Origin of the sequence: Allobosea sp. TND4EK4, from assembly GCF_900156025.1 — a bacterium.
Classification (GTDB): Bacteria; Pseudomonadota; Alphaproteobacteria; order Rhizobiales; family Beijerinckiaceae; genus Allobosea.
Genome location: NZ_FTMO01000001.1, coordinates 718,250 through 738,818, shown reverse-complemented (window position 1 = coordinate 738,818; position 20,569 = coordinate 718,250). Strand labels below are relative to the sequence as shown.

The window sequence follows — 20,569 nt, the reverse complement described above, 5'->3', positions numbered from 1 at the left end:
GTCTCAGGCTTTTGCCGGGACGCTCTGCGGCCAGCCATCCCCTGCCGCCTTGATCGCAAAGGCATAGGCCAGCGCTGTCTCCTTCAAGGAGTCGAAGCGCCCGGCCGAGCCGCCATGTCCGGCATCCATATTGGTGTGGAGCAGGATCGGCCCGCCGCCGGTCATCGAGGCGCGCAGGTGGGCAACCCATTTTGCGGGCTCCCAATAGGTCACGCGCGGGTCGGTGAGCCCCGCCATGGCCAGGATCGGCGGGTAGCTCTGCGCCGCGACGTTGTCGTAGGGCGAATAGCTGCGGATCGTCTCGAAGGCGCGGATGTCGCGGATCGGGTCGCCCCATTCAGGCCATTCCGGCGGCGTCAGCGGCAGCGTCTCGTCGAGGATGGTATTGAGCACATCGACGAACGGCACTTCCGCAACGATGCCGGCGAACAGCTCGGGCGCAATGTTCGCCACCGCGCCCATCAGCATGCCGCCGGCGCTGCCGCCCTCGGCGACGATGCGGCCGCGCGTGGTGAAACCGGCTTCGGCAAGGGCTTCGCCTGCGGCGATGAAGTCGGTGAAGGTGTTGCGCTTCTTCTCGCGCTTGCCGTCGAGATACCAGCGCCGCCCCTTTTCCGTTCCGCCGCGCACATGCGCGATCGCATAGACAAAGCCGCGATCGACCAGGCTGAGCGGGCGCGTGCGGAACGAGGCCGACATGGCTGAGCCATAGGAGCCATAGCCATAGAGCAGGCAGGGTGCGCTTCCGTTCAGGGGAAGGTCCGCCCGGTGCAGGATCGAGACCGGAACCTGTTCCCCATCCCGCGCCGTGGCGAAGATGCGCCGGACCTTGTAGGCCGCCGGATCGTGCCCCGAGGGCACCTCCTGGCGCTTCAGAAGCGTCCGCTCGGCGGTGGCGAGATCGTAGTCATAGGTTTCCGCGGGCCGCGCGAGCGACGCGTAGAGGAAGCGCAGCGTATCGGTCTCGAACTCGTAGCCGGGGTCGATGCCGAGCCCGTAGGCCTCCTCGTCGAAGGCGATGCTGCGCTCGGTTCCGTCGCCAAGCTCGCGGATGACGATGCGCGGCAGCCCGTCCTCACGCTCCAGCCGGATCAGCCGTCCCTTCAGGCAGAGATGGTCGAGGATCAGCCTCCCGCCCTTGTGCGGCACCAGATCGCGCCAATGCGCGGGCTCGGGCGAGCCGAGCGGTGCGGTCACGATCTTGAAGTCCTCGGCGCCGTCCGCATTGGTCAGGATCAGCAGGTCCTCGCCGTGATGCTCGACCTCGTATTGCCGGCCGACCTCGCGCGCGGCGACGAGGCGCGGCGGCGTCTCCGGGGCGTCGAGATCGACCAGCCTGATTTCGGAGGTTTCGTGGTCGCCGATCGAGATCAGCAGGAAGCGCCCGGACTGGGTCTGGTCGATATCGACGAACATCCCGGCATCGGCCTCGTCATGCAGGACCGTATCGCTTTCGGCAGGGGTGCCGAGCCGGTGGCGCTTCACTTGAGACGGGCGGTGGTCGGCATCGAGTGCGACATAGAAGAAGGAGCCCGCATCGTTGGCCCAGACAATGTCGCCGGTCGTGTCGGGAACGATGTCGGGCAGGTCTTCACCGGTCGCAAGGTCGCGGACGCGGATCCGGTAGAGTTCGGAGCCGGCTTCGTCCGCACTCCAGCCGAGCAGGGCATGGTCGGGGCTGTGCGCCGTGTCGCCGAGATCGAAGAAGTCCTTGCCATCGGCAAGCGCATCGGCATTCAGCATGATCTGCTCGCGCGATTTTTTTCGCGTCAGGTCTGAAACGCGCGGGCGCCGGCAGATCAGCGGGTGCTCGCCGCCCTTGCGGTAGCGCGAATAGTAGAGCCAGGGGCCGTCCGGCTGCGGCACGCTGGAATCGTCTTCCTTGATGCGGCCGCGCATTTCCTTGACGAGTTCGCGCTGCAGGGCCCGCGTCGAGGCCATCTGCGCCTTGCAATAGGCATTCTCGGCCTCGAGATGTCGGCGGATCTCCTCCGGAAGCACGTCCGGATCGCGCAGCACATCCTTCCAGTTCTCGGCCCGCAGCCAGGCATAGTCGTCGCGCAGCGTCACGCCGTGGACGACGGTCTCGACCGTGCGGATGGGCGCGACGGGCGGGCGTGCCGCGGTCCGTTGGCCGGCGCTTGCGCGCTTGGCGCGGCTGGTCTCATCGGCAGGCATGGCGTCTCTCCGGCGAAGGGGCGGCCGAGAGGTAGGGCGCCGTGCCTGCGCTGGCAAGCAGCGCGTGGAGCACGAATATGATCTTGCCAGGCAAGGATATCCCGCCAGAGTTGTGAAGTGGAATATTGAACAAGGGAAAGACTGATCGATACGGGAAGTTCTCTTGCACTGTTGTGAAGTATCGATTACAGCCGGACCGGCTTGATCGGCCCGGATGATTCCACGCTGCCAGTCCTCGCGCGGGCAGGTGGCAAGAACCGCCGGACGAATCGATTGCGGACGATGGTGGTCGAGAAGACACCAGTATCAGGGACAAGGAGACGTTTACCATGGCCGATGCCGAAGGGTCGGATTTCATCGAACTGACTGCGGATATCGTGTCCGCCTATGTCTCCAACAATTCTGTGCCGGCCGCCGAACTGCCTGCGCTGATCAGCGACGTGCATTCGGCGCTGAGCCGCGTCGTCGGCGGCGTCGCGCCGGTCGTTCCGGCCGAGGCGCCCAAGCCCGCCATCCCCGTCAAGAAGTCGATCACGGCGGATTATCTGGTCTGCCTGGAAGACGGCAAGAAGTTCAAGTCGCTGAAGCGCCACCTGCGCACGCAGTACAACATGTCGCCTGAGCAGTATCGCGAGAAGTGGGGCCTGCCGCCCGACTATCCGATGGTGGCGCCGAACTATGCCGAGGCGCGCTCGCAACTCGCCAAGAAGATGGGTCTGGGCCAGCAGCGCCGCAAGCGTCGCTGATAGCAAAGCCGGGCACCGCGCCCGTCAGTGATTCGTTCGAAGCCGCCGGTTTTCCGGCGGCTTTTTCGTTTCGCCGGCAGAGTTGAAGCCGCCGAACCGGCATCCCGAAGAATCTGCTTGCCAAAAGCTAAATAGGAATTTATGCCTATAGCTGGCTGAGCCCCAACGGGTAGGGTTCGCTGTTTATGGGAACATAAGATGAACGAGCGGGCGCCCGGCTTTGGCAGGATGTTGCAGGAGACGGCAGCGGCTCGTCTGGCGGAGGTCGCGATTGCGGCGTGCCGGCGCATTCCGCCTCGCAGACTGCGCACGGCCAGTCGTGGCAGGCGGCCCGTCGCGCAGGCGCGGCAGACGGCGATGTACCTCGCCCATGTCGCCTTCGGCATCACCCTGACGCGGGTCGGCACCTGCTTTGGCCGCGACAGGACGACCGTGCGCCATGCCTGCGCCCTGATCGAGGACAGCCGCGACGACCCTGTCCGCGAGTTCAGCCTTGGAGCGCTGGAGGCCGCCTTGCTGGCGCTCCGCTCCAGCCAGTTGCGCGAGACGATGGAGGACCGACGATGAGCGACGAAACGACAGACCGCGACCAGCAGCGCCTGCTTCGGCATCTCTCGGAACCACATGCCTATGCCATCCGCTCCCCGCTGGATTGCGGGCGGATCGCGCTGTATCGCGGCGATGGCGGTACGAGCCTGGGGGCGGGCTATGTCGCCGGGGCAGCGGCCGAGGCGCTGGTGGCGCGCGGCCTTCTGGCCTGGAGCAGCGCGGGCAGGGCGGCGCGGCTGGTGCCCGCTTCCGCGGCCGACAATCCCCGGCCGACCGAACCCCCGGCGGCCCGTCCCGGATATAATGATCGCGAGAGCCCGCTGCTCTGGCTGCATCGCCGGCCGGGCAAGGATGGGCAGCCGCAGATCAGTGCCGAGGAATTCGCGGCCGGAGAACGCTTCCGGGCGGATCTGACCCGGGCGCAGATGCTGCCGCGCACGACGATGAACTGGGACGCGGCACTGACGCCTGGGGAGCGCGGCGCCGGGCCGCATGACCACGGCGGAGCCTCGGATTCGGCCCTCGCGGCTCGGCAGCGCGTGCGCAAGGCCTGCGACAGGCTGGGGCCGGAGCTTTCCGGCATCGCCATCGATGTCTGCGGCTTCCTGAAGGGGCTCGACTGGGTCGAGCGCGAGCGCAACTGGCCGGCGCGCTCGGCCAAGGTGGTGCTGCGCGTCGCCCTGGCGGCGCTGGCCACCCATTACGGACTCGATCGCAAGGGCAGGGCGCCCGCGATATCGGCTTGGCGCGATCCGGATGCCCGTCCCGGCATCATGCCAGCCGGGCGGCTTTGACGCGGCTTAGCCGGCGGCGGCCCGCGCATCGGCCTTGATGCGCTCGATCATGGCGCGAACGCCGTTCGAGCGCTGCGGCGTCAGATGCGCGGCGAGCCCGAGCTTCTCGTAGATCGCGAAGGCGTCGGTTGTGAGGATTTCGGAGGCTGGCCGGCCCGAGTAGATCGCGAGAGCCAGGGCCACCAGGCCGCGCACGATATGGGCGTCGCTGTCGCCCCGGAAATGGAGTGTCGTCCGCGGGCCTGGCCCGCCTTCGGCGTGCATGTCGAGCCAGACCTGACTGGCGCAGCCGCGCACCTTGTTGGCCTCGTTATGCGCCTCTTCCGGCAGCGGTTCGAGCCCCTTGCCGAGTTCGATCAGGTAGCGGTAGCGATCGTCCCACTCGTCGAGCAGGTCGAAATTGGCGACGATTTCGTCGAGCTTCGCGGTCATGTCCTGCCTTGCGCCTGCCGCCTCGGCTGAGGGCGCGCTGTCTTCCCGCAGCGACCAGGTCCCGTCAAGCCGGGGTCGCGGCAGGCTGCCTCAGCGATGGCTTGCCGTGCCGGTTCCGAAAGTGGTTGCTGCACCGAGAACGCGCTCGCGGATCGCCGGATCGAGCGCCGCGAGGATCTGTGCGGCCTCGCGCGCCGCCGTGAGCCCGCCATTGCCCGCCCGCACCATGTGGGCGCTTGCGGCCGCGGCCTGATGGACAGCGGGCGCCGTCACAGGCGCCTCGTCCGACTTGCCTGCGAGAAGGGGCGAGTTCATGGCGATGAAGCCGATGATCGCGACCTTGCGCATGAGATGGGCCATGGCTGTCTCCAGCGGCGGGCTTCCGTAACCGCCTGGGGCCATCTAGGCGCAAACCCGGAAAAATCGCGTGTTCCGGATTGCTCAAACTCGACACGAATGCGAGGCGGCGTCTTCAGCTTCCGTTCACCCTGCCGCGAACATTCGCCGGGACTCGCCGCGATGGCAGGATAGGCGCAAGTCTCTGCAAAACATCGCTTAAATTTGTCGTGATGCGAGATCGGGGATCTCCCGCCCCGGCTGCCTTAAGCCGGGCTTAAAACCCCGCTGGCCAAATCCGGAAAGCGGGGCACAGCCCGAAAGTTCAGGCGTTGCGTTGGGTATGGCTATCTCCGAACTCGGAACACAGGCGGCGGCGTTGGTGCATGGCTCGGTGCGGGGCGATGCCCGCGAGAGCGGGCGCCATCAGCGCTTCATCCTGTCGCGGCTGCTCGTCGGCGGCGGGGCGCTGGCGCTGACGCCGGCCTATCTCGCCTGGCGCGGCAGTCCCGGGCTTGTCGACCTGGCGATGATCGTGTCGGCGGCGCTGCTGCTGCTCTCGGTTGTCCTGCTCTCCCGCACGGCGCGGCTCGACATCGCTCATCTGGTCTCGGCAGCCGCCCTCTCCCTGTTCGTCGTCGCGCTTGCCGCCGTCACCGGCGGCGCCATGTCGCCGCTTCTCGGCGCGCTCGCGCTGGTCCCGGTCGAGGCGGCCGGCTTCGGTTCGCGCAGATTGGTGTATCGCGCCGGTATCGCGGCGCTCACCGCCTTCCTGGGTTTGGTCGTCGCCGATCAGGCCGGCTTCCTGCGTGCGGCTCCGCTGGGCCGCGAGGCGATGCCCCTGCTGGTGGCCGCCGTGCTGGCTCAGACGCTCGCCGCGACGGCGCTCGTCGTGGCCTGGCGCGGCCAGGCGACGACCGCGCAGCCCGCCTTCGATCCGCGCAACCGGATCCTGCTCGACCATGTCGGCGACCTCGTGACCTGGCACGATGCCGGCGGGGGAGTGGTCTTCGCCAACGCGGCGGCGCGCACGCTTGCCGGTGCGGAACCGCAGGATCTGCTCGGCCGCGGGCTGTTCGAGCGGGTGCACATTGCCGACCGGCCGCTCTTCCTCAAGGCGCTCAGCGACGCAGCCCGCAACCCCGGAGGCGCGACCGCCTGCTTCCGCACGCTGTTCGTGCCGCTGGGAGCGCCGGGCGCGCACCGCCATCCGGTCGCGCTGTGGCTCGAGATGCAGGCCTATCATGTTGCCGATGCGGGATTGCAGGGACAGTCGCAGGCGACCGTCGTCTGCGTCATGCGGGATGTGACGGAGCGGCGCGCCCGCGAGGAGGAGCATGCGCTCGGCCATGCCGAGGCGCTGAAGGCGAACGACGTCAAGAACCAGTTCCTTGCCACGGTCAGCCACGAGCTGCGCACCCCGCTCAACGCCATCATCGGCTTCTCGGAAATGCTGAGCGGCGAAGAGGCCGGCCGGCTCGATGCCGCCAAGCGCGCCGAATATGCCGGCATCATCCACGCCTCCGGGCATCACTTGCTCGAGGTGGTCAACACCTTGCTCGACATCTCGAAGATCGAGAGCGGCGCGATGGAGATCGAGCGTGAGCCGGTCGATCTCGGCGGCATGGTCCGCGAATGCTGCGCCCTGATGGCGCTTCGCGCCGAGCAGGGCTCCGTCGCGCTGGAGAAGGTCGTCGGAACCGCCCTGCCGCCGATCGAGGCGGACAGGCGGGCGCTGAAGCAGGTGGTGCTCAACCTGCTCTCCAACGCCATCAAGTTCACGCCGCCGGGCGGCCGGGTGGTGCTCGCCGTGCTGCGCGATGGCGACGCCATCGACCTGTCCGTCTCGGACACCGGCATCGGCATCGCGGCCGGCGATCTGCCGCGCCTCGGCGACCCCTTCTTTCAGGCGCGCGGCTCCTATGACCGCGCCCATGAGGGCACCGGGCTCGGACTCTCCGTCGTGCGTGGGCTCGTCGGCCTGCATGGCGGGCAGCTCACCATCGAAAGCGCGCCGGGGGCCGGCACCCGCGTTTGCGTGCGTCTTCCGCTCCACGCCGCCGTATCGACGACCGAGGCCGAGCCGGCCGCCCGCATCGTCACCTTCGCCCGCGCGCCGCGCCGCGGCCTCGAGTCCAAAGCACCTCTCCGTTTGACCGCCTGAAGACGAGCTGAACCGATGTCCGCCACCATGGCCGCCCGCGCCCGCAACGGCGCTTCCCTGTCCGCTCCGGTCCGGCGTTCGCAGCAGCCGGTCCGGCGCAAGTCGACGCCGTGGATCGCGCGGGTTCTGCGCTCGGCCGCGCAGCGTCCCGGCCGAGCCCTGATCTTCCTCGCCTTCGGCCTCGCCTCGGCAGCGATCGTGACCAATGCGCTGATGTTCCAGAAGGCGCGGCATCCGCATCCCATGGTGACCTATGCGCCCGCGGGGGAGGCGCCGCGCGCCACCCAGCCGGTCCGCCGCAGCGAGGCTGCTCCCGAGGCGCCGGCTGCCCCGCTCCAGGCCTTGCCCAGCCAGAGCCTGCCCGCCTCGAACACCCTGCCTGCGCTGCCGCCGACCCGCCCCAGCGATCTCTCGCAGGCCCCGGCGCAGCGCGAGAGCGCGCCGCGTCCACCGGCCGCGGTTTCGGCCGTCGCACGCACGCCTGCCCCCGCAGCGGCACCCGCCGTCCAGCGGCCCGCCCCGGTGCGGGACCCGATCGCGGATCTGATCAATGGCGGCGACATGCGCCCGCCGGCCGAGGTCGGGTCTCGCCAGTCGGCCCCGCGCCGCGGCACGACGAACTGAGGGGCACCCGGCCGCATGGCGCGCCTCACCAGCGAGTTCTGGGTCTCGGCCTGGCTGCGTCAGGCTGCGCTCGACGGCTTGGTGGCGGTGCTCCGTCGTCGCGGCGCGGCCGAGGCCGGCGCCATTTTCGTCAAGCTCGACCGCCTCGATGGCACGGCGGCGCTCTATGGTCCGGCTCCGCAGAGCCTGGCGCAGGAAGATGGCCAGCGCCGCTTCCAGCTCTTGGTCGACGCCGATCCGGTCTCGATCGAGGACAGGGTGGAGCGGGAGCGTCGCTTCGATAGCGATCTCTGGCTGGTCGAGATCGAGAACCGGGCCGGCGATCCCCGGATCGAACGCGTGGAAAGCTGACGGCGCTTTAGCGGCGCTCGCGCGCCGGGACGATCTTGCCGATAACCTCCGACATGGCGGGCTGGCTCTCGCCGCGGCTGCCGCCACGGCCGGGCGTTCCGCTCGGATCCATCGCCGGCTGATGCTGGCCGCGTCGGCGGGCCGGAGCCGGTGCTTCGCCGGCGATCGACAGGACCAGCCTTCGGGCGACTGCCGGGTGGATGCTGCGCATCAGCGAGACCAGCGCGAAGACGCGCTCGACCGAATGCGCGGCCTCGTCGCCCAGCCGGATCAGGAAGCGGGTCGCGTCCTCCGCCCGCAGCCCGGCGCCGATCAGGGCGAGCGACGCGACCTCGCGGCTTGAATCCTCCAGCATGGCAGCGGCGAGCGCATGGCCTCCGCCGATGGCGTCCGCGATCATGGAAAATGCCGCGCCGCGGTCCTCAGCTGCCAGAGCGAGCCATTCGCCGAAGGCGCCGGCACCGATCGGCATGCGCCGCTCCGCGGGATGAAGCGCCTCCTGGGCCGCGAGGGAATCGACGATGGCCTGTCGGCGCTCCGGATCGGCGTGCACGAAGAGCGGTGCCAGCTCGAGATTGGACAGATCGCGTCGCGCCAGAAGGGCAGGCCGGTAGACGGGACGTTGCCGTGCCCGGGCGATCAGCAGGTCGGAGGCCACGCGGGGGAGCGGTGCGTCGGGATTGCCGAGGATCGCCAGATCGATCGCCTCGATATCGCGCTCGATCAGGAGCGTGCTGGCGGTCGCCGTCAGGTCGCGGCGTCTGGCGAGCGCGAGAGCGGCTTCGGCCGGCCCCGCCTCGGCAAGCCGTTCGATCTCGGCGGTGTCGAGCGGGGCGCCATGAGCCAGCAAGGCGACGGCGACCGGCCCGCCGCGGGCCCGCAACGCCTCCAGCACCATCGGCGTGGTATGGGGCCAGGCAGCGAGCTTGCGCGCCAGGATAACGGCGGTGCCCTCGTCGATCGCTGGAATCATGGCGACAGCCATGTCGGCGAAGGCGGCCAGATCCTCGCGGCGCGGCCGGGGCGCCGACATCAACAGATCGGCCGTCACGCGCAGCGAGACCTGGCTGAGATCCAGCCCGCCTCCGTCTGCGCGGCGGGCGAGATCGGCGAGTTCCTTGGCGGTCGGCGTTGGCATGCAGGTCTCGAAACGCGGATTCGGCTGATTCTCACCAGCTTATCCCCGAGGTTTTAAGACCGCGTTAACCATGTCGAGGCCTCATGGTCCCAGAGCAGCGAGTCGCCTGCGAAAGCCTGTCGCTTCGTGCTCCCGACGATCCACGGCGCTGGACAAGGAGGCGCTTCATGGCCGACGTCATCCCTCTCGCGCCGTTGCGGCGCACACGGCCCGAGGCCGGCGCCTTGCCGCCCGACGGGGCACAAATCCTGTTCTTCACCGGTGTTCGCTACGAGCGTGCCGCCGAGCCGCTGCCGCGCGAAAAGGCCGCGCGGCCTGCGCGCCGCCCCGCTGCTTCCGGTCTGCGCGGCGGCCGAAAGGCAAGGCAGCCCGCGTGATCTCCTGCAGCGCCGCACCGGCGCCTCGCCGGCCGCGGCGTGTGCCTCCAGCCTCGGCGCTGCTCCTCGCGCTGCTGCTCGGCGCCTGCAATGCGACCGATGGCGATCTGGGCCGACCGAAGCCGACGATCTGGTCGCAGATCGTCCTTCCCCAGGCAGGTTTCGTCGCCGCCGCGGGTCGTGGCGAGGCCGCCTCCTATTTCCGCTTCACCGACGATGAGCAGCAGCTTCGCGACCGGGCCTGGCGCTTCATCATGCCGGCGAGCCCCCAAAGCGTCTTCCAGAGCGAGCTGTCGAACCTCATCCACACCCGTATCCTGCCCGTGCCGATGCAGTCGGGCGACCGCTCCGACTATTTCCGTGGCCTGACCTCGGGCTCCTTCGCCTCGCAGGATTCGCGCTACAACCGGATGGCGGAGGACAGCAATGCCGATCGGCAGCTGATCGGGCCGTTCCGCGCCAACGCCATGCGCGTCGTGACCATGGACCGCGTCCGCATGCGCACCGCCGACGCCTCGGCGGAGATCGCGCCCGAAAAGCGGGACCCCGCCTTGGCGCGCGTGATCGAGAACGAGGGGCTGATCCTGTGGGTCTGCGAGCGGCTCGATTTCCGCATCCGCAGCTATCGCTATGCGCTGGCCAACCTTGTCGTGGAGATGCCGTCGCGAGATGCGATCCGCGCCGAGCGCAGCCTTATGGCCCTGGAAGCCGAGGCCGGCCCGCTCTGCAAGATGCCGCTCAACGGCACCTTCTATGGCGAGGGCGGGCAAGGGCAGGGCGACGGTGCCCGGCGCCCGGCGGTCTATAAGGGCTGAAGCGGCCCCAGGGCGAAGCCGGTCTCCGTCGCGAAACGCAGCCCAGCCCGGAAGCAAGTGTTCAGCTTGCCGGCCCGCACTGGACGCCGGCCGCCAGCGCCTCGGCGTCCGGCCTGTCGGAGGCCTGCTTGGCGAGCACGCGGATCACCACCAACCCCCGTTCGCTGTCCGAGATCACCCGCAGCTCGCGGCTGGTCTCGCCTTCCTCGTCATCGGCGACGCGCTCGTCATGTTGGGCTTCCGTCAGGACGATGAATTCCAGCACGCCGCGGATCGCGGCGCGATCCGTGATCGCATAGAGCACGCCGCCGGTGCGCCGGTGCAGCGTGATGCCGAGCGGAAGCGTGCCGGTGCGCGCCATGACCCGCAGCGGGCCGCCGGCGAGATCGTAGGCGCAGACGGCCGTGACAGCCTGCCGCTCCGCTTCCAGCACTGCCGGCGCGGTGCCGCCGTCGACGGTCACCAGCTCCGCCCGGCCCGCCGCGCCGAGTGCGCCATAGGCATGGGCAGCATCGTGCTGCGACAGCGTCGGGATCAGGAGCACGGTCGCGATATGGACGATGCCGGCCAGGAGCAGCCCGGCGAGCGTCGTCATCGCGAGCCGCGCTGCGCCGGCCCGCAATCGGCCGTGCCGGCGGCCGGGCGCAGCCGTGACCGGCTGCGCCGAAGGATCGGCGGCGCTCATCGGCAATCGACGCGGGTGATGCGCGGCAGGTTGGCGGCCTGCGTCTCACCGGTCTGGCTGGAGATCGGCGTGTCGTAGAGCCGCAGGCGGAGCTGGAAACGTCCATGCAGCGGAAGCGGCAGCCAATTGCCCGCCTGCGGAGACGCGGCCGCGACGATCGATATCGCGCCGTCCTCGCCCCGCACGAGCTCGGCGTCCGAAAAGCCAGCGCGGGCGAGCACCGGCGAAAAGGACGCGCCGCTCGCGTCCGTGGCGCCGAGCGTCCAGCCGCGCGTGGGGGGCGTCGCGCCGGAAATCCTGTATCGGCAGCGCGCATCGAGCGGCTCGCCACCGTCGCTGCGCTGCGCGATCAGCTCCAGACCCTCGCCCGCGCCGAGCGGCAGATGCACGCCCCGCGAGAGGAAGGCGCGCATGTAAGGATCGATGTCGCGGTTGCCGCTGCCGGGCCAGGCCGCCCAGGAGCCGACCTCGACCTTGCCGATGGCTGGCCGGGCCGAGACGGCCCAATGCGCCGAGGCGAGGCCGAGCCCCGCACCAAGGCCGAGGATATAGGCGAGATCGAGTATCCGCACGCTTGCCTTCCGCGCCGCCTGCTTTGCTGCCTCGGGGAGTTGAACCGTGCCGCCTGATGCCGTCAACTGCGGCGGCGCCGATGCTGGCCTGGCCTCCTGGATGAGCGCCCGGCTAACGCAGCCGCGTCTCGCCGCCCGCGATATCGCGGATGCCGACCTGGATCGGCCGCGTCGCCGACCGCGAAGGCTCGACCGACTTGAACAGCGAGCCCACGGACGACAGAACCTCGAAAGATTGCCGCGGCATGCGGCCGGCGCCGGCCGCGCCGCCGCCAAGCGGGTCCGGGGTTCCCGCACCCGCCTTGGCGACCGTCGCGGCTTTCGGGTCCGCCGAAACGCCCGGGATCGGCTTCAGCTCCAGCCCCTGATGCGCGAACTGCATGATCTCCTTGAAGGTTTGCGCCGGCAGCGAGCCGCCGGTCAGGTTGGCGGTCTCCGCCGAGTCGTCGTTGCCGAACCAGACCGCCTGCACGAGATTGCCGGTGTAACCGACATACCAGGCGTCCTTGTAGCCGTTGGTGGTGCCGCTCTTGCCCGCGCCGACGATGCCGTCCAGCGCCGCTCGCCGGCCGGTCCCTTCCGTCGGCACCTTGGACAGCATGAAGTTCATGTCCTGCACGACCTGCGTGCTCAGCACCTGCTGCGGCTCGGGCTCGTCGCGGCCATGATTGTAGATCAGCTCGCCCTGCGAATTCAGGATGTCGATCGCCGCATAGGGCTTCGCGCGCTTTCCGCCATTGGCGAAGACGCCGTAGCCGGCCGCCTGGTCGATCACCGTCACCTCGGCTGCTCCGATCGGCAGCGAGACGGTGTCGGTCAGCGGCGTGGTCAACCCCATGGCGCGGGCCGTGGCGATGATCTTCTTGCGGCCGAGCAGCGCGGCACGCGCCTCGTGCGTCTCGCCGGCGGCCCGGCCGATCGCGATCGACATCTGCACCGGGATCGTATTGATCGACTTCGCCAGCGCGACATAGAGCGGCATCGAGCCGGCATAGGAGCGGCCGTAATTGTTCGGGCACCAGTTGCCGATGCAGACCGGGCGGTCGGTCACGATCGTGTTCGGGCGGTAGAGCCCTGCCGAGAGCGCCGCGGCATAGACATAGGGCTTGAAGGACGAGCCCGGCTGGCGCTGGCTGGCGGTGGCGCGGTTGAACTGGCTGGCGCCGTAGTCGCGTCCGCCGACGATGGCGCGAACCGCCCCGTCTGGGTCCATCACCACCGTGGCCGCCTGCTTCACGCGGTAGGCGGGCCCATGCTGGCGCAGCACCTGCTCCACCACCTCGTCGGCGCGCTGCTGGATCGCGCCGTCATGCGGCGTCTTGACGGTCAGCACGCGGTCGGGGCCGAGCTTGCCCTCCTCGGCCAGCTCCTTCACCTGGTCGAAGGCCCAATCCAGGTAGTAGTCCGGGCTGGAATCGCGCTTCCGGTCGACAGGCGTCGCCGGGTTGCGCTTGGCGCTGTCGACCTGGCCGGCCGTCATGAAGCCGGCATCGACCATCGCGTTCAGGACGTCGATGGCCCGCGCGCGCGCCGCCGGAAGGTTGACATGCGGCGCGTATTTGGTCGGCGCCTTGAACAGGCCGGCAAGCATCGCCGCCTCGGCCAGGGAGACGTCCTTCACCGACTTGCCGAAATAGTACTCGGCCGCGGCCGCCACGCCGAAGGTGCCGCCGCCCATATAGGCGCGGTCGAGATAGAGCTTCAGGATCTCGTTCTTGCTCAGCCGGTACTCCAGCCAGAGCGCCAGAAACGCCTCCTTGATCTTGCGGTCGAGCGAGCGCTCATTCGTCAGGAACAGGTTCTTGGCGAGTTGCTGGGTCAGCGACGAGCCGCCCTGGACCACGCCAGAAGCTCGCGCATTGACGGAAAGCGCGCGGAAGGTGCCGATCACGTCGATCCCGAAATGGTCGTAGAAGCGCCGGTCTTCGGTCGCCAGAACGGCCTTGAGGAGATGATCGGGCATCTCCTCGAGCTTCAGCGAATCGTCGTGGCGCGCCCCGCGGTGGCCGATCGGGTTGCCGTAGCGGTCGAGGAAGGTCACGGCGAGCACCTGGCTCTTCAGCGCCTCCTCATTGCCGATCCGGAAGGCCGGGAGCGCCAGCATCAGCACGAAGAGCGCGCCGACGATGCCGATATTCAGCCCCTCGCTGGCGAACTCGGCCGCGAGGCGCTTGCCGCCTGTCACGGTCAGCCGGTCGGTCTGGCTGCGCAACCGCTCGTAGAACTCTCCGGCGCGGCGGGCCGCGCCCCACAGGCTGGCATCGAGCCATGAGTCCGCCGCGAGCGCTGCGCGCTTCAGCCGCGTCCTCCAGCCAGCCTTCCTGAACTCCATCGCGCTTCCAGCGTCCCGTCCGAGCCTCGATGCCGCCTGCCGCCGCCGCCCCGTGGCGATCTTCCGACCGGTCACATAATCATGCTCCCCCGTCCCGGGGTAGGGCAGGGTGCGAAGAATTGTTTTCGCTCAGCAGAATCGAGGCCCGCCGCTCTGTGCCACTCTGGAACGGCCCGACACGCGCTCTTCCCTCGCGGCGCGAGCCGGCGCATAAGGCGCCCATGACCCGCAAGCCTGCAGCAGATCAGCCGTTCTGGCGCACCACCGCGCTGGAAGCGATGGACCGCGAGCAATGGGAGTCCCTCTGCGACGGCTGCGGCCGCTGCTGCCTCGTGAAGCTGCAGGACGAGGATTCCGGCCGCCTCTACGCGACCGATATCGGCTGCCGCCTGTTCGACGCCGGCACCTGCCGCTGCCGCGACTATCCCAACCGCTCGACCATCGTGCCCGATTGCGTGACGCTCACGCCCCATGAGGTCCGCACCTTGCCCTGGCTCCCGCCGACTTGCGCCTATCGGCTCGTGGCCGAAGGGAAGGACCTGCCCTGGTGGCATCCGCTGGTCTCCGGCGATCCTGAGACTGTGGTTCAAGCTGGCATCTCCGTCCGCGGGCGCGTCCATGCCAATGAGGACGAACTGCCGGATGAAGAGGTGCCGGAGCGTATCGTCGCCTGGCCCCTGCGTTGGCCGCGCGGCGCGCGAGGCCCGGCAAAGTAATCCGGCGTTTGTGCGCTGCACGAAAGTCGGTGCGCCCGCTCATTGATTGTTCAGCCGCTTTTGGGCATGACCGCCGGGTCCCGCCGCTGGCGCCCGCTCGTCCAAGAAGCCGGCACCGACGGCTCGCACACGAAACTTTCGCAATCGCGCGGCGTTGCTGCGTCCGGTTGCAAAATCTGAGGTTGAAGTGATGGCTGGTGGGAAGTGGGTCTACACCTTCGGAGATGGCAAGGCCGAGGGTGAGGCGGGGATGAAGAACCTGCTCGGCGGCAAGGGCGCGAACCTAGCCGAGATGAGCAATCTTGGCCTGCCCGTCCCGCCCGGCTTCACCATCACCACCGAGGTCTGCACCTATTACTACGACCACGGCAAGCAATTCCCGGCCGAGCTCGACGCGCAGGTCAAGGCCGCGCTCGCCGGCATGGCGAAGCTGACCGGCAAGACCTTTGGTGATCCGGCCAATCCGCTTCTCGTCTCGGTCCGCTCCGGCGCTCGCGCCTCGATGCCGGGCATGATGGACACCGTCCTCAATCTCGGCCTCAACGACGAGACGGTCGAGGCTGTCGCCAAGGCATCGGGCGACGAGCGCTTCGCCTGGGACAGCTATCGCCGCTTCATCACCATGTATTCCAACGTCGTGCTCGATCTCGACCACGGCGGCTTCGAGGAGGCGCTGGAGGATTACAAGGAGCGCAAGGGTCTCCATCTCGACACCGATCTCAAGGCCGATGACTGGAAGGTGCTGGTCGGCAAGTACAAGGAGATCGTGAAGAAGCAGCTCGGCTCCGACTTCCCGCAGGATCCCGAAGCCCAGCTCTGGGGCGCCGTCGGCGCCGTCTTCTCGTCCTGGATGAACGCCCGCGCCATCAAATACCGCGAGCTCAACAGCATCCCCGCGAGCTGGGGGACGGCCGTCAACGTCCAGTCGATGGTGTTCGGCAATATGGGCGATACCTCGGCCACGGGCGTGGCCTTCACGCGCAATCCCTCGACCGGCGAAAACGCCCTTTATGGCGAGTTCCTGATCAACGCCCAGGGCGAGGACGTCGTCGCCGGCATCCGCACCCCGCAGGACATCACCGAGAAGGCGAAGCAGGAGGCCGGCTCCGACAAGCCCTCGATGGAGACGGCGATGCCGGAAGCCTATGCGGAGCTCTGCCGCATCTACGGCATCCTCGAGAAGCACTACCGCGACATGCAGGACATGGAGTTCACCATCCAGGAGGGCAAGCTCTGGATGCTGCAGACCCGTTCCGGCAAGCGCACCGCCAAGGCCGCGCTCAGGATCGCGGTCGACCTCGCCAGCGAGGGGCTGATCACGCAGGAGGAGGCCGTCGGCCGCGTCGAGCCCTCGGCGCTCGACCAGCTGCTGCACCCGATGATCGACCCCAAGGCCGAGCGCCGCGTGCTGACCACCGGCCTGCCGGCCTCGCCCGGCGCCGCCGCCGGCGAGATCGTCTTCAATTCGGACGATGCCGAGGCGGCCAGGAAAGCCAACCGCAAGGTCATCCTCGTGCGCGTCGAGACGAGCCCCGAGGACATCCACGGCATGCATGCCGCCGAGGGCATCCTGACCACGCGCGGCGGCATGACCTCGCATGCGGCGGTCGTTGCGCGCGGCATGGGCAAGCCCTGCGTTTCCGGCGCCGGACAGATCCGCGTCGACTACGCCAAGGCCACGCTCACTGTTGGCAGCACGACGCTCAAGGCCGGCGATGTCGTGACCATCGACGGCGGCACCGGCCAGGTGCTGCTCGGTGAGGTCAAGATGCAGAAGCCGGAGCTCTCCGGCGAGTTCGCGACGCTGATGGGCTGGGCCGACAAGGTTCGCCGCCTCAAGGTTCGCGCCAATGCCGAGACGCCGGAGGATGCGAGGACCGCGCGCGAATTCGGCGCCGAGGGCATCGGCCTTTGCCGGACCGAGCACATGTTCTTCGACGAGAGCCGCATCCAGTCGATGCGCGAGATGATCCTCGCCCAGGACGACAAGGGAAGGCGGGACGCGCTCGCCAAGCTCTTGCCGATGCAGCGCCAGGACTTCGTCCAGCTCTTCACCATCATGAGCGGCCTGCCGGTGACGATCCGCCTGCTCGATCCGCCGCTGCACGAGTTCCTGCCGCATGGCGAGAAGGAGATCGCCGAGGTTGCGGGCGCGCTCGGCGTCACGCCCGACGCGCTGAAGCATCGCGCCGCCGAGCTGCATGAATTCAACCCGATGCTCGGCTTCCGCGGCTGCCGTCTCGCCGTTGCTTTCCCCGAGATCGCCGAGATGCAGGCAAGGGCCATCTTCGAGGCGGCGGTGATCGCGGCCAGGGAGACCGGCCAGCCTGTCATCCCGGAGGTCATGGTTCCGCTGGTCATGGGCAAGCCGGAGCTCGACCTTGTCAAGGCGCGCATCGATGCCATGGCCAAGGCGGTGATGGAGGAAAGCGGTACGACGATCGGCTATCAGGTCGGCACGATGATCGAGCTGCCACGCGCCGCTTTGCGGGCCGCAGATATTGCCGAGAGCGCCGAGTTCTTCTCCTTCGGCACCAACGACCTGACCCAGACCGCGCTCGGCATCAGCCGCGACGATGCCTCTTCGTTCCTCGGCTCCTACACCGCCAAGGGCCTGCTGGATGCCGATCCCTTCGTCACTATCGACCAGGATGGCGTCGGCGAACTCGTGAGGCTCGCCGCCGAGCGCGGCCGCAAGACGCGGCCCGGCATCAAGCTCGGCATTTGCGGCGAGCATGGCGGCGACCCGGCCTCGATCGGCTTCTGCGAGAGCGTCGGCCTCGACTATGTCTCCTGCTCGCCCTTCCGCGTGCCGATCGCACGGCTGGCTGCGGCGCAGGCGGCTTTGGGCGCGATCAAGCCAAAGGATGGCTGAGCAGCCCGCATGTCGTCGAAGCTGACCACCATCGGCTTTGATGCCGACGACACGCTCTGGCAGAACGAGCAGTTCTTCCGCTTGACCGAGGAGCGCTTTGTCGCGCTGCTCGGCGCGCATGGCGAGGCCGCCGAGATTTCCGGGCGCCTGCTGGAGGCCGAGAAGCGCAACCTCGGCTTCTACGGCTTCGGCATCAAGGGCTTCGTCCTCTCGATGATCGAGACCGCTATCGAGATCACGCGCGGGCAGGTGCCTGCCTCGGTGATCGGCGAGATCCTGGCGGCGGGGCGCGAGATGGCGGCGCATCCGGTCGAGACGCTGCCCCGGGTCCGTGAGACGCTGAACGCGCTGTCGGGCGATTACCGCCTCGTCCTCATCACCAAGGGCGATCTCTTCGATCAGGAGCGCAAGCTCGCCCAGTCAGGTCTTGGCGAGCTGTTCGACGCGGTCGAGATCGTCAGCGACAAGCTGGCCCATACCTACCGGCGGATTTTCGATCGGCATGGAGACGGCGCTGAGCGCGCGATGATGGTCGGCAACTCCCTGAAATCCGACATCCTGCCGGCCCTGGAGGCCGGGTCCTGGGCGGTCCATATTCCGCACGAGCTCACCTGGGTGGTCGAGCATGCGGAGGAGCCGGCCAATGCGGCGCGCTACCGGCGCCTGCCGGATCTTGGGTCGCTCCCGGTGCTGCTCGACGGCCTGCGCGGCGAGGACTGAGCTTTCGCCGCCGGTCGATGGACACCGCCCTTTTTCCTCGCGCCGGTGGAAACGGGCGCGCACTGGACCGCGGCGTGATTTTGCGCTATAGGGGGAAGCGTAAGACGAGATGCGGCCGGGTTCTGGCCACTCCTACCGTGTCGGTTCTAAGCCGGCGCGGTCACGAATCAGATCCACCACACATCGCTACAAGGCCATGGCGAGGCGTCCGCGCGTCGCGTCATGTCTTCATCGCCACGCGGATCTGAAACGTAAGGAATACCCCCTATGAACAAGGGCACTGTGAAGTGGTTCAATTCCACCAAGGGCTACGGCTTCATCACCCCTGAGAACGGCGGCCAGGACGTGTTCGTCCACATCAGCGCCGTCGAGCGCGCCGGCCTGCGCGAGCTGCAGGAAGGCCAGGTCGTCTCCTTCGAGATGATCGCCGACCGCAAGACCGGCAAGACCTCGGCCGGCAACCTCGCCATCGCCTGAGGCGACCGGCCGGAGCGGCGCTCATAGCCGCTCCCCTTTGACGACAAGCCCTCCGGCGCTGTGGCTAGCGGTTCGCCGGCGGGTCCGAATTTCGATATCAGGCCGAATGCGAGGCTGCGGCGCAGCCGAATCCCACATGCGCCCCTTGCATCACGGCGTCCGGAAAGATCTTTCTTGACCAAATTTACCGATCTCGGTCTCGCCGAGCCCCTTCTCAAGGCGCTCGCGGCCGAAGGTTATGAAACGCCCACGCCGATCCAGGCCCAGGCGATCCCCCACATTCTTCAGGGCCGCGACCTGCTCGGCGCCGCCCAGACCGGAACCGGCAAGACAGCCGCCTTCACCCTCCCGATGCTGCACAAGCTGCTCGCCACGCCGAAGCGGCCATCGCCGCGTGCCGTGCGCGTGCTGGTGCTGTCGCCGACGCGTGAGCTGGCCGCCCAGATCGAGGCCTCTGTCCGCGCCTATGCCCAGTTCACCACGCTGAAATCGACGGTGATCTTCGGCGGCGTGCCCGTCGGCAAGCAGATCCGCGCGCTCGGCGACAAGATCGACATCCTCGTCGCGACGCCGGGCCGCCTGCTCGACCTCGTCGACCAGCGCGCCGTCTCGCTGCGCGAGATCGAGTTCCTCGTCCTCGACGAGGCCGACCAGATGCTCGATCTCGGCTTCATCCACGCGCTGCGCCGGATTTCGACCCTGATCCCGAAGGAGCGCCAGACGCTGCTCTTCTCGGCGACCATGCCGAAGCCGATCCGCGATATCGCTTCCGCCTATCTGACCAGCCCGGTCGAGGTTGCGGTGACGCCCGTCGCCACCACGGCCGAGAAGATCGAACAGCGCGTCATCTTCACCGAGCCCGGCAACAAGCCATCGCTGCTGAACCGGACGCTCAACGTGCCGGAACTCGAGCGCGCCATCGTCTTCACCCGCACCAAGCACGGCGCCGACAAGGTCGTGCGCCAGCTTGAGCAGGCAGGCATCGACGCGGCGGCGATCCATGGCAACAAGAGCCAGGGCCAGCGCGAGCGCGCCCTCGGTGCCTTCCGCGACGGCTCGTTGCGGATCCTCGTCGCCACCGACATCGCCGCCCGCGGCATCGATGTCGACGGTATCAGCCATGTCGTGAACTACGACCTGCCGAACGTGCCGGAAAGCTATGTCCATCGCATCGGCCGCACGGCCCGCGCGGGTGCGACCGGCATCGCCATCGCCTTCTGCACGCCGGAAGAGCGGGGCGATCTCGCGGCGATCGAGAAGCTGACGGGCATCTCGCCGACTCCCATCGGTGAAGTTCCGTATTGGGATGGCCGCACGCCGAAGAAGCCGCCTCAGAACCAGCGTGGCGGCGGCCGCAGCCAGCAGCAGAACGGTGGCGGGCGTGGGCAAGGCCGGCCGCAGGGCCAGCAATCGGCCCGTCCCCAGGGCGGCCAGCCGCGCCAGGGCGCCAGGCCGGAGCAGGGCGGCCAGCGCAGCAGCCAGCCCGAGCGGCAGGAGCACGCGCCGCGGCCGCGCCAGCCGGAGCGGGCTCCGCGCGGCGAGCACCAGCCGCGAAAAGACGGGCCTTCCGCGAAAGAAGGACTTGGCGGCGTCGCGTTCTTGCAGCAAAGAACACAGCAACCAAGCACCAACGGCGCCCGGCGGCGCGCGCGCTGACGCGCGAACGGCTTAATGGGCGGGCGTGCTTC

The 20,569-nt window shown here is 68.6% G+C and carries 20 protein-coding genes; 13 read left to right on the top strand and 7 right to left on the bottom strand.

The genetic code is table 11. The features are described from left to right. Positions 1-3: 3 nt before the first annotated feature. Positions 4-2,178, bottom strand: coding sequence for a S9 family peptidase (locus tag BW981_RS03585; protein WP_083712117.1), 2,175 nt, complete (start codon positions 2,176-2,178; stop codon positions 4-6). Positions 2,179-2,507: 329 nt separating this feature from the next. Between BW981_RS03585 and BW981_RS03580 the strand changes: the two genes are divergently transcribed. The 3 genes from BW981_RS03580 to BW981_RS03570 all read left to right on the top strand — a co-directional run bounded on the left by BW981_RS03580 (position 2,508) and on the right by BW981_RS03570 (position 4,267). Further along, complete coding sequence (locus BW981_RS03580; RefSeq protein ID WP_076436251.1) at positions 2,508-2,924, top strand: Ros/MucR family transcriptional regulator; 417 nt, start codon at positions 2,508-2,510, stop codon at positions 2,922-2,924. A 198-nt stretch (positions 2,925-3,122) separates the two neighbouring features. After that, positions 3,123-3,491 (top strand): helix-turn-helix domain-containing protein, encoded by a 369-nt coding sequence (locus BW981_RS03575; protein WP_210188641.1) that lies wholly within the window; start codon positions 3,123-3,125, stop codon positions 3,489-3,491. Further along, positions 3,488-4,267 (top strand): DUF6456 domain-containing protein, encoded by a 780-nt coding sequence (locus BW981_RS03570; protein WP_076436250.1) that lies wholly within the window; start codon positions 3,488-3,490, stop codon positions 4,265-4,267. Before BW981_RS03575 ends, BW981_RS03570 begins: the two co-directional genes overlap by 4 nt. A gap of 6 nt (positions 4,268-4,273) precedes the next feature. On the opposite strand, the gene BW981_RS03565 is transcribed toward BW981_RS03570, so the two are convergent. Together BW981_RS03565 and BW981_RS03560 are read right to left on the bottom strand one after the other, a co-directional pair. Next, positions 4,274-4,699, bottom strand: coding sequence for a SufE family protein (locus tag BW981_RS03565; protein WP_076436248.1), 426 nt, complete (start codon positions 4,697-4,699; stop codon positions 4,274-4,276). Positions 4,700-4,789: 90 nt separating this feature from the next. Next, positions 4,790-5,059: a hypothetical protein gene (locus tag BW981_RS03560; protein WP_076436247.1), complete on the bottom strand. Its 270-nt coding sequence runs from the start codon at positions 5,057-5,059 to the stop codon at positions 4,790-4,792. Between the two features lie 319 nt (positions 5,060-5,378). Between BW981_RS03560 and BW981_RS03555 the strand changes: the two genes are divergently transcribed. From BW981_RS03555 to BW981_RS03545, 3 genes are read left to right on the top strand one after another with little or no spacing between them, the layout of a single operon-like run. Continuing rightward, on the top strand, positions 5,379-7,199 hold the full coding sequence (locus tag BW981_RS03555) for a sensor histidine kinase (protein WP_076436245.1): 1,821 nt from the start codon (positions 5,379-5,381) through the stop codon (positions 7,197-7,199). Between the two features lie 15 nt (positions 7,200-7,214). Beyond that, a complete protein-coding gene (locus BW981_RS03550) occupies positions 7,215-7,823 on the top strand; it encodes a hypothetical protein (protein WP_076436244.1) in 609 nt (202 codons plus the stop codon). 15 nt (positions 7,824-7,838) lie between these two features. Then, on the top strand, positions 7,839-8,174 hold the full coding sequence (locus BW981_RS03545) for a DUF1491 family protein (protein ID WP_076436242.1): 336 nt from the start codon (positions 7,839-7,841) through the stop codon (positions 8,172-8,174). Between the two features lie 7 nt (positions 8,175-8,181). Here BW981_RS03545 and BW981_RS03540 read toward each other — a convergent pair whose 3' ends face one another. Then, positions 8,182-9,312, bottom strand: a complete 1,131-nt coding sequence (locus BW981_RS03540) for a DUF2336 domain-containing protein (protein WP_076436240.1) — start codon at positions 9,310-9,312, stop codon at positions 8,182-8,184. A gap of 167 nt (positions 9,313-9,479) precedes the next feature. On the opposite strand from BW981_RS03540, the gene BW981_RS03535 reads away from it, so the two are divergent. Next, on the top strand, positions 9,480-9,689 hold the full coding sequence (locus BW981_RS03535; RefSeq protein WP_076436239.1) for a hypothetical protein: 210 nt from the start codon (positions 9,480-9,482) through the stop codon (positions 9,687-9,689). Positions 9,690-9,730: 41 nt separating this feature from the next. Next, positions 9,731-10,504 carry a hypothetical protein gene (locus tag BW981_RS03530; RefSeq protein WP_139333596.1) on the top strand — a complete coding sequence of 258 codons (774 nt, stop codon included), beginning with the start codon at positions 9,731-9,733 and terminating at the stop codon, positions 10,502-10,504. Between the two features lie 61 nt (positions 10,505-10,565). On the opposite strand, the gene BW981_RS03525 is transcribed toward BW981_RS03530, so the two are convergent. From BW981_RS03525 to BW981_RS03515, 3 genes are all read right to left on the bottom strand, one after another. Then, entirely contained in the window at positions 10,566-11,189 is a 624-nt protein-coding gene (locus BW981_RS03525) for a DUF1254 domain-containing protein (RefSeq protein ID WP_076436235.1), read from the bottom strand. Beyond that, positions 11,186-11,761: a DUF1214 domain-containing protein gene (locus BW981_RS03520; protein ID WP_083712116.1), complete on the bottom strand. Its 576-nt coding sequence runs from the start codon at positions 11,759-11,761 to the stop codon at positions 11,186-11,188. The genes BW981_RS03525 and BW981_RS03520 overlap by 4 nt, the downstream gene beginning before the upstream one ends. Before the next feature lie 112 nt (positions 11,762-11,873). Continuing rightward, on the bottom strand, positions 11,874-14,093 hold the full coding sequence (locus BW981_RS03515) for a transglycosylase domain-containing protein (RefSeq protein WP_076436234.1): 2,220 nt from the start codon (positions 14,091-14,093) through the stop codon (positions 11,874-11,876). 221 nt (positions 14,094-14,314) lie between these two features. On the opposite strand from BW981_RS03515, the gene BW981_RS03510 reads away from it, so the two are divergent. The 5 genes from BW981_RS03510 (at position 14,315) to BW981_RS03490 (ending at position 20,537) form a co-directional block, all read left to right on the top strand. Next, the gene (locus tag BW981_RS03510) at positions 14,315-14,809 is read left to right on the top strand and encodes a YcgN family cysteine cluster protein (protein ID WP_076436232.1); all 495 of its coding nucleotides are present in this window, start codon (positions 14,315-14,317) and stop codon (positions 14,807-14,809) included. Between the two features lie 190 nt (positions 14,810-14,999). Continuing rightward, positions 15,000-17,684, top strand: coding sequence for a pyruvate, phosphate dikinase (ppdK, locus tag BW981_RS03505; protein ID WP_076436230.1), 2,685 nt, complete (start codon positions 15,000-15,002; stop codon positions 17,682-17,684). Between the two features lie 9 nt (positions 17,685-17,693). After that, positions 17,694-18,404, top strand: a complete 711-nt coding sequence (locus BW981_RS03500) for an HAD family hydrolase (RefSeq protein ID WP_076436229.1) — start codon at positions 17,694-17,696, stop codon at positions 18,402-18,404. 267 nt (positions 18,405-18,671) lie between these two features. Next, on the top strand, positions 18,672-18,881 hold the full coding sequence (locus tag BW981_RS03495) for a cold-shock protein (protein WP_076436225.1): 210 nt from the start codon (positions 18,672-18,674) through the stop codon (positions 18,879-18,881). A 174-nt stretch (positions 18,882-19,055) separates the two neighbouring features. Continuing rightward, positions 19,056-20,537, top strand: a complete 1,482-nt coding sequence (locus BW981_RS03490) for a DEAD/DEAH box helicase (protein ID WP_076436223.1) — start codon at positions 19,056-19,058, stop codon at positions 20,535-20,537. The last annotated feature ends 32 nt before the right edge of the window (positions 20,538-20,569 follow it).

Bases quoted from the DNA above. Each gene is read 5' to 3' on its own strand.
- BW981_RS03495 (WP_076436225.1), top strand. From the start codon at position 18,672: ATGAACAAGGGCACTGTGAAGTGGTTCAATTCCACCAAGGGCTACGGC.
- BW981_RS03500 (WP_076436229.1), top strand. From the start codon at position 17,694: ATGTCGTCGAAGCTGACCACCATCGGCTTTGATGCCGACGACACGCTC.
- BW981_RS03565 (WP_076436248.1), bottom strand. From the start codon at position 4,699: ATGACCGCGAAGCTCGACGAAATCGTCGCCAATTTCGACCTGCTCGAC.
- BW981_RS03570 (WP_076436250.1), top strand. From the start codon at position 3,488: ATGAGCGACGAAACGACAGACCGCGACCAGCAGCGCCTGCTTCGGCAT.
- BW981_RS03585 (WP_083712117.1), bottom strand. From the start codon at position 2,178: ATGCCTGCCGATGAGACCAGCCGCGCCAAGCGCGCAAGCGCCGGCCAA.
- BW981_RS03560 (WP_076436247.1), bottom strand. From the start codon at position 5,059: ATGGCCCATCTCATGCGCAAGGTCGCGATCATCGGCTTCATCGCCATG.
- BW981_RS03515 (WP_076436234.1), bottom strand. From the start codon at position 14,093: ATGGAGTTCAGGAAGGCTGGCTGGAGGACGCGGCTGAAGCGCGCAGCG.
- BW981_RS03555 (WP_076436245.1), top strand. From the start codon at position 5,379: ATGGCTATCTCCGAACTCGGAACACAGGCGGCGGCGTTGGTGCATGGC.
- BW981_RS03525 (WP_076436235.1), bottom strand. From the start codon at position 11,189: ATGAGCGCCGCCGATCCTTCGGCGCAGCCGGTCACGGCTGCGCCCGGC.
- BW981_RS03540 (WP_076436240.1), bottom strand. From the start codon at position 9,312: ATGCCAACGCCGACCGCCAAGGAACTCGCCGATCTCGCCCGCCGCGCA.
- BW981_RS03535 (WP_076436239.1), top strand. From the start codon at position 9,480: ATGGCCGACGTCATCCCTCTCGCGCCGTTGCGGCGCACACGGCCCGAG.
- BW981_RS03575 (WP_210188641.1), top strand. From the start codon at position 3,123: ATGAACGAGCGGGCGCCCGGCTTTGGCAGGATGTTGCAGGAGACGGCA.
- BW981_RS03550 (WP_076436244.1), top strand. From the start codon at position 7,215: ATGTCCGCCACCATGGCCGCCCGCGCCCGCAACGGCGCTTCCCTGTCC.
- BW981_RS03545 (WP_076436242.1), top strand. From the start codon at position 7,839: ATGGCGCGCCTCACCAGCGAGTTCTGGGTCTCGGCCTGGCTGCGTCAG.
- ppdK (WP_076436230.1), top strand. From the start codon at position 15,000: ATGGCTGGTGGGAAGTGGGTCTACACCTTCGGAGATGGCAAGGCCGAG.
- BW981_RS03580 (WP_076436251.1), top strand. From the start codon at position 2,508: ATGGCCGATGCCGAAGGGTCGGATTTCATCGAACTGACTGCGGATATC.
- BW981_RS03510 (WP_076436232.1), top strand. From the start codon at position 14,315: ATGACCCGCAAGCCTGCAGCAGATCAGCCGTTCTGGCGCACCACCGCG.